8 protein-coding genes are annotated in these 13,263 nt (G+C 33.6%); all 8 read left to right on the top strand.

The window, feature by feature from the left end; translation table 11 throughout:
- The first annotated feature begins 101 nt into the window (after positions 1 to 101).
- The 8 genes from A8975_RS08320 to A8975_RS08285 all read left to right on the top strand — a co-directional run bounded on the left by A8975_RS08320 (position 102) and on the right by A8975_RS08285 (position 13,258).
- Positions 102 to 539 carry a hypothetical protein gene (locus A8975_RS08320; RefSeq protein WP_134199741.1) on the top strand — a complete coding sequence of 146 codons (438 nt, stop codon included), beginning with the start codon at positions 102 to 104 and terminating at the stop codon, positions 537 to 539.
- 54 nt (positions 540 to 593) lie between these two features.
- Positions 594 to 1,064: a T9SS type A sorting domain-containing protein gene (locus A8975_RS08315; protein ID WP_134199739.1), complete on the top strand. Its 471-nt coding sequence runs from the start codon at positions 594 to 596 to the stop codon at positions 1,062 to 1,064.
- 4 nt (positions 1,065 to 1,068) lie between these two features.
- The gene (locus A8975_RS08310; RefSeq protein ID WP_134199736.1) at positions 1,069 to 1,950 is read left to right on the top strand and encodes a hypothetical protein; all 882 of its coding nucleotides are present in this window, start codon (positions 1,069 to 1,071) and stop codon (positions 1,948 to 1,950) included.
- 152 nt (positions 1,951 to 2,102) lie between these two features.
- Positions 2,103 to 7,283 carry a T9SS type A sorting domain-containing protein gene (locus A8975_RS08305; RefSeq protein WP_134199734.1) on the top strand — a complete coding sequence of 1,727 codons (5,181 nt, stop codon included), beginning with the start codon at positions 2,103 to 2,105 and terminating at the stop codon, positions 7,281 to 7,283.
- A 144-nt stretch (positions 7,284 to 7,427) separates the two neighbouring features.
- Positions 7,428 to 8,225: a helix-turn-helix domain-containing protein gene (locus tag A8975_RS08300; RefSeq protein WP_131508378.1), complete on the top strand. Its 798-nt coding sequence runs from the start codon at positions 7,428 to 7,430 to the stop codon at positions 8,223 to 8,225.
- 283 nt (positions 8,226 to 8,508) lie between these two features.
- Complete coding sequence (locus tag A8975_RS08295; protein WP_134199732.1) at positions 8,509 to 10,278, top strand: AMP-dependent synthetase/ligase; 1,770 nt, start codon at positions 8,509 to 8,511, stop codon at positions 10,276 to 10,278.
- A 115-nt stretch (positions 10,279 to 10,393) separates the two neighbouring features.
- Positions 10,394 to 10,837: a MarR family winged helix-turn-helix transcriptional regulator gene (locus A8975_RS08290; RefSeq protein WP_129761284.1), complete on the top strand. Its 444-nt coding sequence runs from the start codon at positions 10,394 to 10,396 to the stop codon at positions 10,835 to 10,837.
- Between the two features lie 12 nt (positions 10,838 to 10,849).
- Complete coding sequence (locus tag A8975_RS08285) at positions 10,850 to 13,258, top strand: 3-hydroxyacyl-CoA dehydrogenase/enoyl-CoA hydratase family protein (RefSeq protein ID WP_134199729.1); 2,409 nt, start codon at positions 10,850 to 10,852, stop codon at positions 13,256 to 13,258.
- The last annotated feature ends 5 nt before the right edge of the window (positions 13,259 to 13,263 follow it).

Below are 13,263 nucleotides of genomic sequence, written 5' to 3'. Positions count from 1 at the left end.
AACATGTTATAATTTTGAAACTTATAAAATTGTAACATACTATTATCACTAAGCACAAATATTATTTACCTATTAATTATTGGGTTGTAGATATCTTTTATGTGAGTATAAGCAATAAAGACTATGATCTATTACAACCCGATGGATATAGTTACATTTTATATTCTGAAGAAAATAACACAACCTATCATAAGCCACTTGCAAACCCTTTACAATTAAAACATTCTCAATTTGTAGTTAAATGCAGACCAACATATGTAGATCATCTTACTCAGAATAATATAACTATACAGGCTACCAATTCTGATGAATTTTTAGCACAACTAAATACACCTAAACTTAAAGATCTTACACCTTCAATATTAGATAGTATTATTTTTCACCTACACTTTTTAAACGAAAACACATCACTAAAACAACTTTCTAAACGCTATCAATGCGATACCAAAAACATTGAAAACCTGTTTAAACGTAGCGTTGGACTTTCTTTTATTCAGTATCAAAATATTCTAATTACACTACGTAGACCTACGTATTGAATAGAGCTCTACACTAGTATAATTTAGCATATAGAATCAATAACCTATATAGTTATGAAAAAACTTATTTTAATAGTTATAGTCTTGCTTTTTAATACAAAAATAGTTGCACAAACTGCTACAGTAAGCAATGGTAACACAGCAAATAGCTCTCAAGGTAGTGTAAGTTATACTATAGGACAGATTGCCTACACCAATAGCACGTCTTCAAGTGGAAGTATTGAGCAAGGTGTACAACAGTCGTATTCAATTTCAGAAACATTAGGAACACAAGAAAGTGCTATATCATTAAAAATAGTTGCTTTTCCAAATCCTACAACCAATACATTACAACTTAAGTTAGAAAACGATAATCCTGATTTATCTTATAGACTTGTCAACCTCTTAGGTGAAACAATTAGCATAGAGAAAATAGTCTCTAATAGCACAATTATTAATATGAAGCAGAAACCTTCGGCCACCTACTTTTTAAACATATATCATCAATCTAATCTTATAAAAACATTCAAAATCATTAAAAACTAATATTATGAGAAAACTATACCTTATCGCATGTGTGTTTTGCTATTTTTTGTCATATGCTCAAAGCCCTGAAAAAATGAGCTATCAAGCAGTTATAAGAAATGCATCTAACGAACTTGTTAGCAATGCTAGCGTTGGTATGCAAATAAGCATTTTGCAAGGAAACTCTACAGGTACAGCGGTTTATACAGAAACACATGCACCAGTAACAAACCAAAACGGATTGATAAGCATAGAAATAGGTAGTGGATCAGTAGTATCTGGAGACTTAAGTACTATTGATTGGTCATCTAACACTTATTTTATTAAAACCGAAACAGATCCCGATGGAGGCACAAACTATACTATTATTGCTACAAGTCAGTTATTAAGTGTACCATATGCGCTACATGCTAAGACAGCATCTACAGTAACCAATCCTGTCCTAATGGAACCTTATATTTTAGGTAGAAGCTACCCATCTGATGATGGAAAGTTTAGTTACAATGGTAAAACTGGTTGGCAAGCAGCAAATGAAATGTGCAAGGATAGCTATCCTGAAGAACCGTATGCAAGAGCATTTACTGCCGAACAAATAACACAAGCTATTGTTATTGGTAATTATTCATCTAATTCAAATTATGACAACGTCCCTTTTTGGGTTATCACCTCTTCTGTTACTAAAGGAGATTCTTTTAATGATTCTGGTTTTAATAATTCACAAAACTTTTCAGAAAACGCTGCAGATGAATCTAGAGGAGTTAGAGGTACCATTACTTTTAACTACACAAGTATAGGAAACGGTGGAGGTTTAACAATACCTCGATTCTTTAATGTAGAACAAGAAGTTATAAATGGGCTAAACTACCCTTGCCTTTGTGGTACTTATAAGCCTGCAGAACAAAATTAAACTAAGCTATTAATCAATCCTTTGAGAGGTCAAAATTTAAAAACGTTTGGCCTCTTTCTTTTTTAATTCAAATTACACTACGTAGACCTACGTATTGAATAGAGTTCTACACTCGTATAATTTAGCATATCGAATCAACAACCTATATAGTTATGAAAAAACTACTACAATTACTATTTCTACTATTTTCATTAACACCTATAGCTCAAAACACTATTTATGTTAATGTTAATGTTTCTGGTGGAAACAACGATGGCACATCTTGGGCAAATGCATATCAACACTTAACAGACGCTTTAAATGCAGCCAGTAGTTATGATGAAATACATGTTGCTCAAGGGAATTACTATCCGGATTTAGGTGCTTCCCAAACCGACAACGATCGTTCTAGTTATTTTTTGTTGAACAAAAACTACATTACTCTTTTAGGTGGTTATAACGCAAGTAATAACTCTAGAAACCTAGAACTCTACCCAACAATTCTAAATGGTGATATACAACAAAACAATAATGACCAAAACTTTGTCTATACCATTTTTAGAACATCTGGCGACTACAATGTTATAGACGGTTTTACAATTACAAATAGCAATGCAGATAATTCAGGTGGTTATGGAAGTAATGAGGGCGGAGGCATGTTTGCACGAGGTGCAAACGCTACCGTTATTTCAAATTGCAAGTTCATAAATAATAAAGCAATAAACACTACTTCTTACAACGCCAAAGGTGGCGCTATATATATTGTAGAAATTGAACCAGGAAGCTTAATAATAAGAGACTGTACTTTTGAAACAAACATGGCAAACGAAGGTGGTGCTATTTATAACAACACCTTAAACTGGGACTATGGAGGTCCTATTATTGATAATTGTACGTTTTCATCAAATACAGCAAGTAGAGGAGGCGCCTTTTATATGGGGACAACAGAAGGCACAGTTATTAAAAATTCAATTTTTGATGGTAACTCTTCAGGTTCAGGTGGTGGAGCTATTTATACTAGTGGAAGCAGTAGTTTACCACCTGTTATAGAAAATTGCTCTTTTACTAACAATTCACATACAGCAAATAATGGTATAAGTGGTTCTGCTATTTATTTCAATGGTACAGACGCAACAATATCAAAAAGTACTTTTTCTGGTAATTCATCTGTACACAGTTTAGGTTCTGTAATTAATCCATATGGTAACATCCTTATTGACAAGTGTCAATTCTCTAACAATAGCATACCTTATATTATAAATTTAAACGATAATAAAACACTAACAATAACAAACACTCTTTTTAACGACAATGCTTCTATTGCTTTAAGTAATGGAAATGGAATAATTAATATTTCCAATTCTTCATTTTCAAACAATAGCACTGCCTTACGCTTAAATGCTACCAATGGAAATACTTTATACAATTCTATTATTTGGAATAACACAACCAATATTCAAAGCTTTAATGGTATTGCAGACACAAATATTATACAAGGTGGTTATAGTAACGGAACAAATATTTTAGATTCTAATCCGCTTTTTGAGGATGTTCCTAATCAAGATTACAGATTACAAAATACATCTCCCGCAATTGGAGCAGGAAATAACTCTTACAATAACAGTTTAAGGGATTTAGACAATAATTTAAGATTAAATGGTAGTAACATAGATTTAGGACCGTATGAAAATGGCTCGTCTGAATGTCCAACATTCAACAATAATGTAATATATGTCAACGCAAACAATACAAGCACTTATCAAGATGGCAGCTCTTGGGCTTATGCATTTTCGTCATTACAAAACGCTTTGGATATGTACAACTCAAGTTGTGGAATTACATTACAAGAAGTTTGGGTAGCTCAAGGAACCTATTATCCAGATGATGGCAACAACCAAATAGCAGGTAATCGCGATGAATCATTTCATCTTCCTGAAGACATAATAATACTTGGCGGCTTTAGCGGTACTGAAACCAACTCTAATCAAAGAGATTGGGAAAATAACATAACTGTTTTAAGTGGCGACATTAACACTCCAAATCAAATTAATGACAACAGTTATAATATCATTAAAACAACTAACGTAGGCAACAATATGCTATTAGATGGGTTTACCATTGAAAAAGGAAATGCTGTAAAAATAGAAACATATGGACAAAGAGGTGGTGCTTGGTTAAACAGAACAACATCAGGTAGTGACACCTCTACTCCAACTGTAAAAAACTGTATATTTAAAAACAACCAATCTTTAACCTCTGCTGGAGCATTGTTTTTAGATGGTGTAACAGGAAGCACTGTAGGTATAAACCTTGAATACTGCACATTTAAAGACAACATCTCAACAGGCACTTCTAGTGGCAATAATGGTAGTGGCGGAGCGATAACTATAAATACATTCTCTGGTGAAGCCACTTTAAATGTAAATATTAAAAACTGCATCTTTAATGACAACTCAGCAAATCTAAATGGAGGTGCTATTTGGTCAAGACAAAACGCTAATGATGATGGTGTTGTAAACATCACAAATAGTTTATTTTATGGTAATATAGGAACAGGTGGCGGAATAAGCATATTAGATAATGGTGTAACAACCTATAATATTGTTAACTGCACATTAACAGAAAATGATGGCGATTCTGAAGCTGGAGCTGGCATTAGAGTATGGAACGGAACAACCGCAACAGTAAACATTCACAATTCAATTCTTTGGGACAACACAAGGTCTAATGACCCAGACAATACGCAATTAAACACGCAAATTTACGCATCCAACTCAAACACAACACATTGCATTATAAAAAACATTTACAGCAACACAAACTCAAATTCATCTAACGACCCTTTGTTTATTGATGCTTTAAATAAAAATTTTAGAGTTTCGGAAACCTCAAGTGCAATAGATTCAGGGCTTTCAACACATAACAATTCAACATTTGATTTAGATGGTAATGAGCGTATCATTGGCTCTAATATTGACAGAGGAGCTTATGAGTTTGATTCTTGTATTGGCTCACCTAATGTTCTTTATGTAAATGCTAATGCAACTGGCGCAAATGATGGAAGCAATTGGAGCAACGCATTCACTAGCCTACAAGATGCTATCAACAATGCTATATGCGCTAATGAAATATGGGTAGCATCTGGCACATACAAACCAGGTTTACTTGAAACCGACAGTTTTATCATTCCTAATAATATAACCGTTCTTGGAGGCTTTAATGGCACCGAAATTACAGCAAGTGAACGTAACTGGTCAGAAAATTTAACTATTCTTTCAGGAGATTTAAACAATGACAACACGTCAAATTCTGGAGATTCACATACTATTATAACCTTAAACGAAAACAATGTTACATTAGATGGATTTATTATTGAAAATGGTTATGCTGATGATGATTCTGATAACTCGCAAGTAGCCATTGGTCGTGCTGGAGCTGGTATTTATATTAGAAATGCTGAAAACATAAACATAAACAACTGCATCTTTAAAAACAATACCGCCTACGGAAACGGAATTAATAATGGTGTTGGTGGTGCTATAATAAACTTTGGTAACAGTTCAACTACAACTACTATTTCCAATAGCTTGTTCTTTGACAACATTGCAACTGCTGGTGGTGGCGCAATTTCAGCCGAAAGTGGAAGTCTTGTAACAATAAATTGTACTATAGCAAACAATATTGCCACTCACGGTGGAGGTATTCATATATTTGCTGGTAACGTTACGGCTACAAATAGTATATTCACTAATAACAGTGGTAGCAACGGAAATATAAATAATGGAGGAGCGAACTCTCCTATTGTATCACATTGTTTATTCTTTAATATTACTTCTGGAAACAATGGTAGCATTCCTCCAAATGTAAATGATGGTGGAAATAACATTGAAAACGCAGACCCTATATATGTTGATGGTTACAAATTAACCGATAGCTCTCCTGCCATAGATGCTGGCGACAACAATTTCATAGACTTAACTGAAGATTTAGATGGAAACCCAAGAATATACAATTCAACTGTAGATTTAGGAGCTTATGAATTTTTCATAGCTTGCGAAAATTCTATTATGGTTACATCTACGGCAGATAGTGGTCTAGGGTCTTTACGTCATGTTATTGAAAATGCTTGCGATGGCACAACAATCTCTTTTGATCCAGCACTTAATGGAAGTAGCATTATTTTAACTTCAGGTGAAATATTTATAGACAAACCACTTACATTCTTTGGAAACGGTATAGAAAACACAATAATTAGTAGCAATAATAATTCTAGAATCTTCAATATTCAAAGTTTAGGTACTATTATAGATGGCATTCATTTTCAAAACGGAAATGTTCCAACAACTGGTGGTCTTGAACAAACATCTGGTGGTGCTATATATGCTTCTGAAGCAAACATGATTATTTCTAATTGTAAATTTACTAGTAACACAGCTAGCATTGGAGGAGCTATTGCATTCCACGGAGTACAACCTCAATCAGGCGAAGTACTAGCAGATATCACAATGAGTGAATTAGTAATTTTTAACACAACGTTTCAAAACAATTCTGCTGCAACAGGTGGTGCTCTTGAAACTCGCTATGCAAACACAACCATAGAAAACGCTCTATTCTCTGGTAACAAAGCAATAAGTCAAGGTGGTGGCATGTATTTATTTACATCAACTACTACTGTTACAAACATTACTGTTTCAGGAAATTATGCAGACAATTACAATGGTGGAGTATTTGCTTACGTGCCTACTAGTGGAAATATAGGAGAGTCCTTTACTATGACAAATTCAGTAGTAAGTGGAAATGATGCTGGGTTTGCTTTTCCTAATATGGGACAATGTACAAGCTGCGATATAAGTTACTCATTAAACGGAGACTTTAACAATACTGGAGTTGGAAACTTGATGATGACTACAAATCCAGCATTTGTTAATCCTATACTAGCCAACACAGCTCCTAATTTAAACGGTGATTACGCATTAACAACATCTTCTCCTCTAGTCAACGCAGGAACAAATGCCACTATACCAGATATTAATCTAGATTTAGCAGGTAATCCAAGGCTATTTGACGGCACTATAGATATTGGCGCTTATGAACTTCAATCGACTTTAACTATTAGTGATGTTTCAACTATAGATTTTAAAATCTATCCTAACCCAGTAAGTAATATACTAAACATAAAAACAGAGAATCAGCAGTTTGACTATAGTATATACAATGTACAAGGACAAGAAGTTCTAAAATCAAATAGCGTTAAAACATCAATTATAGATGTAACATCATTACCAACAGGAATATACATACTAAAGCTAGCAAGCAATAATAAAACTGAAAGCTTTAAAATTATTAAGCAGTAAAAATTAAACGATGCTATTAATCAACTTAAAAAAGGTCAAGACTATAAATTGTTTTGGCCTTTTTTAAATCTTTTAATTTTAATACATTTACTATATCATCAAGCACCAGTGTATTAATTACATACATTAAAAACTGCATCAACTTTGCCTAAATTATCTCTATCCAAAGAAATTAAAAACCATCCTTTGTTTTCAAATATGGTTAAACTTGAATACGAGCAAGACTTTGAAACCATTATTACCTCAACAGGCTATAGTTATTTAGTATTGGTTTATGGTGATATTTCAATTAACAACAAAAAAGAAAACTATACTCTTCCTAAGGTTTTTATAAATTCAATAATGCCTAATTTCAATATTGTTGCGAAAAAAAACAGCTGGTTTGTTGTTATTAGGATGAATACTGATCGATTCTATCAAATCTCTAAAACCAACGTAAATACTCAAGGTGCTATTTCTAAAATAAGTCATATCGTTTCTCAAAAAGTAGTTGATGACTTACATCGTGAAATTGAAACAGCAGCGCACAACGATTACATTTTAATAATTGACAAGCATTTAAAACCTTTTTATGCTGAGTGGGTTAAAAAAAGTAAAATTTCAGATATTATCGACTACATCTTCATCAATAATGGTTTGCTTAATGTAACTAATATAATTGATGAATTTCATATTTCACACTCATCGTTAAATCGTTATTTTAAAACCGCAACAGGTGTGACTGCCAATAAATTTTTAAGACTAATTAGGTTCAATTACATTGTTAGACATTTAGAAGCAAATAATATAGATATGCTTAGCGCTATTGAAGAATTTAAATATTATGATTACTCCCATTTCTCAAGAGATGTAAAGCAGTTTAGCGGCAAAACACCTAAACAACTTTTTGGCACTAAACACCCAATACTCAGGGACATGCTCTACAAGAAGATAAGATATTAAACTTTCATTTTGACGATTTTTTACATAAAACCTTAGCTCTAAACAAGTAATTTTGAAGTTTAAAGTTAATTATTTAGGGAATAATATAGCTATTAATCATGCATTAGGTCAAGTTTTTAAACTTGGCCTTTTTTCTTTTTCTAAACTAGCACTCTTAATATATCCTTAATTTATAAGACTATAAAACATCAAAATCTTAAAATAACACCCTTTTTTTTAACAACATATTTGAAAATCATTTGTAATTTCATAATTTGCGAGTCTTCAATAGTACTGAAACCCAATGACAGAAATTACTAGACTCTTCGACTTTCCATACTATCAATTGGAAAACAATAGCCTTGAAAAAGCTTTGGTGACAAAATATGATGGTGAATGGATTGCAACATCTACTCAAGAATATATTGACAAAGCCAATGCACTAAGTAGAGCACTTTTAAAACTTGGTATACAAAAAAACGATAAAATAGCTGTAATATCTTCAACCAACCGAACGGAATGGAACATTGTTGATATTGGAGTGCTACAATTAGGTGCTCAAAATATTCCTATTTACCCAACAATTTCTGCTGAGGATTATGAATATGTATTAAACCATAGCGAATCAATTTATTGTTTTGTATCAGACGAAGAAGTTCTAGAAAAAGTAAATAAAGTAATAGGAAACACTAAGCTAAAAGACGTATATTCTTTTAATCACATTAAAGGTTGCAAGCATTATTCTGAATTATTAGAGCTAGGTAAAGACACAAGTAATCAAGAAGAAGTTGAAGCCAGAAAAAACTCAGTAAAACCTGAAGACTTAGCAACTATTATATACACCTCTGGTACTACAGGAAGACCTAAAGGAGTTATGCTGTCTCATTGGAATATTACTAGTAATGCATTAGACTCCTCTAAAAGATTACCCATCATAAAAGGAGAAACTAGAATTTTAAGTTTCCTACCTATTTGCCATATTTTTGAGCGCGTACTCATATACATTTATCAATATGCAGGAACCTCCATTTACTTTGCCGAAGGTTTAGATAAAATTGGTGATAATGCTAAAGAAATAAAACCACACCTTATGAGTGTTGTTCCGCGTTTACTTGAAAAAGTATACGATAAAATTATGGCTAAAGCCGAAGATCTTTCAGGTATCAAGCAAAAACTATTTTATTGGGCTGTTGAACTTGGTGAGCAATGGAAACCATATAAACAAAATGGCTTTTGGTATGAATTCAAATTAAGTATTGCTCGCAAATTAATTTTCAGCAAATGGCAAGAAGCTCTTGGCGGAACTTTAAGCACAATGGTGTCTGGTAGTGCTCCACTTCAACCTAGGTTAACAAGAATTTTTTGCGCTGCAGGAATGCAAGTCATGGAAGGTTACGGACTTACTGAAACTTCGCCAGTTGTGTCGGTTGGTAAATACGCAGACAACATGTTTAAAGTTGGTAGTGTAGGTATACCAATAGACAACGTTGAAGTTAAAATTGCTGATGATGGAGAAGTTTTAATAAAAGGACCCAACGTTATGATGGGTTACTATAAAGATCCAGAAAAAACAGCTAGTGTAATGACTAACGACTATTTTCATACTGGAGACAAAGGTGAAATAGACCCTGAAGGCTTCCTTAAAATTACTGGTCGCAAAAAAGAAATGTTTAAAACCTCAGGTGGTAAATATATTATTCCACCACTTTTAGAAGGGTACTTAAAACAATCCCGTTTTATTGAACAAGCAATGGTTATAGGTGAAGGCGAAAAAATGCCAGCTGCATTTATTCAACCTAACTTTGAGTTTGTTTCTGAATGGATAGAACGTAAAAAGAAAAATATAGAAAATTCCCCTGAAGCTATTTGTTCTTCAGAAGAAGTTATAAATAGAATTCAAAAAGAAGTTGACAATTGCAACAAGCATTTTGGTAAATGGGAACAGATAAAACGTTTTGAATTAACACCAGTTATTTGGTCAATTGATAGTGGTCATCTCACTCCTACTATGAAAATGAAACGAGATGTCATCAAAAACATTCATAAGGAACTTTACGATAAAATCTACAATTAATAAGCCTTAAAATTACAAACACCTTAATACAAGGTGTTTTTTTATGTTAAATTATTATTATTTATTATGCATGCATAATAAATTTTATTATATTTGAAAAGTTTAAAATTTTTGAATGAAAGACAAAACCATCGATTACGTATTGCGAACCACATGGTTAGCAGTAAACAAAATGTATAACGAAGAAGCCTCTAAGTTTGAAAGCACAATGGCTACAGGTTTTACCCTATTAAGCATTGACCCTGAAAAAGGAACACCTTCAACCTCATTAGGTCCAAAAATGGGAATGGAAGCTACTTCATTATCCAGAATATTAAAAACTATGGAAACTCGTGGTTTAATTGAGCGCAAACCAAACCCAGAAGATGGTCGTGGTGTATTAATTCACCTCACAGAGTTTGGTAGAGAAAAAAGAGCCTACTCTCGCGAAAAGGTACTAACCTTTAACGAAGCTATTAGAGAAAATATCACACAAGAAAAAATCAATCACTTTTATGAAGTTGCTGAGTTGATTAACGATATGATTTCAAACAAAAAAATATACAAACAAGACAAATAACAATATATAATAATGAGTAAACGAATTATTAATAAAGTAGCAGTTATCGGATCCGGAATAATGGGTAGTGGTATTGCTTGCCACTTTGCCAATATTGGCGTGGAAGTACTACTATTAGACATCGTTCCTAGAGAACTTACCGATGCCGAAAAAGCTAAAAGTTTAACACTAGAAGACAAAGTGGTTAGAAACCGTTTGGTAAACACCTCGTTACAAACCGCTTTAAAATCAAAACCCTCTCCTATTTATCATCAAAATTTTGCAAGCAGGATTACTACTGGTAATTTAGAAGATGATATTGCAAAAGTTGCTGATGTAGATTGGATTATTGAGGTGGTTGTAGAGCGCTTAGATATTAAAAAGAAAGTGTTTGAAACGCTTGACAAACATCGTAAACCAGGAACTTTGATTACTTCCAACACGTCTGGTATTCCTATTAAGTTTATGAGTGAAGGCAGAAGCGATGATTTTCAAGCACATTTCTGCGGAACGCACTTTTTTAATCCAGCACGTTACTTAAAATTATTCGAAATTATTCCAGGACCAAAAACATCGCAAGATGTTCTTGATTTCTTAAATGGTTATGGCGAACAATACTTAGGTAAAACTTCAGTAGTAGCGAAAGACACACCTGCTTTTATTGGAAATCGTATCGGTATTTTTGGTATACAATCGTTATTCCATCAAGTAAAAGATTTGGGTTTAACTATTGAAGAAGTTGATAAATTAACTGGTCCTGTTATTGGAAGACCAAAATCGGCTACTTTCCGTACTGTTGATGTGGTTGGATTAGATACTTTGGTACATGTTGCCAACGGTATTTATGACAATTGTCCTAATGATGAAGCCCATGAACTGTTCAAATTACCAGATTTCATCAGCACCATGATGGAAAACAAATGGCTAGGAAGCAAAACAGGTCAAGGATTTTATAAAAAAGTAAAAGGTGATAATGGTAAAAGCGAAATTTTATCACTAGATCTTGATACACTTGAATACAGATCGAAAAAATCGGCAAAATTTGCCACTTTAGAACTTACCAAAACAGTAGATAAAGTTATAGATCGTTTTCCAATTCTAGTTGGCGGGAAAGATAAAGCAGGCGATTTTTATCGTAAAAATTTCGCTGCTATGTTTGCCTACGTTTCTAATAGAATTCCTGAAATCACCGATGAACTCTACAAGATTGATGATGCTATGAAAGCTGGTTTTGGTTGGGAACATGGTCCATTTCAAATTTGGGATGCTATTGGTGTAGAAAAAGGTTTGGAAATTATGAAAGCTGAAGGTTTAGAACCAGCTTCATGGGTAAACGACATGTTAGCTTCTGGTAGTAAATCGTTCTATACAGTAAAAGATGGTGCTTCTTATTTCTATGATATTCCTTCAAAAACACAAATCAAAATACCTGGTCAAGATGCATTTATCATTTTAGATAACATCAGAAAATCCAAAGAAGTATTCAAAAATACTGGTGTTGTTATTGAAGATTTAGGAGATGGTATATTAAACTGCGAATTCCAAAGTAAGATGAACACCATTGGTGGTGACGTACTTGCAGGATTGAACAAAGCAGTTGATTTAGCTGAAAAAGATTTCCAAGGATTAGTTATTGGTAATCAAGCTGCGAATTTCTCAGTTGGTGCCAATATTGGTATGATTTTCATGATGGCTGTAGAACAAGAATATGACGAATTGAACATGGCTATCAAATACTTCCAAGACACGATGATGCGTATGCGCTACTCGGCTATTCCAACAGTTGCTGCACCACATGGTATGACACTAGGTGGTGGTTGCGAATTATCGCTTCATGCTGATAAAGTTGTGGCTGCGGCCGAAACTTACATCGGACTTGTAGAGTTTGGTGTAGGTGTAATTCCTGGTGGTGGAGGTTCTAAAGAAATGGCTTTACGTGCTTCAGATTTATTCCACAAAGGCGATGTAAAACTTAACGTACTTCAAGAATATTTCTTAACCATAGGTATGGCAAAAGTATCAACTTCTGCTTACGAAGCTTTTGATTTAGGCATACTTCAAAAAGGAAAAGATGTTGTTGTAGTGAATAAAGACCGCCAAATAGCAACTGCAAAAGCCTATGCTAAATTAATGGCAGAACAAGGTTACACGCAACCAATAAAACGTAAAGACGTTAAGGTGTTAGGTAAACAAGCGCTAGGTATGTTCTTAGTAGGTACTGACTCTATGGAGGCAAGTAACTACATAAGTGAACACGACCAAAAAATCGCCAATAAATTGGCTTACGTAATGGCTGGTGGTGATTTAAGCGAACCTACAGCTGTAAGCGAACAGTATTTATTAGACCTAGAACGTGAAGCATTTTTAAGTCTTTGTACCGAACGTAAAACACTTGAGCGTATTCAGCACATGCTAAAAACAGGGAAACCTTTAAGAAACTAAGAAAA

This window comes from Meridianimaribacter flavus (assembly GCF_004366715.1).
GTDB classification, from domain to species: domain Bacteria; phylum Bacteroidota; class Bacteroidia; order Flavobacteriales; family Flavobacteriaceae; genus Gaetbulibacter_B; species Gaetbulibacter_B jejuensis.
This window is presented reverse-complemented; position numbering and strand designations above follow the sequence as displayed.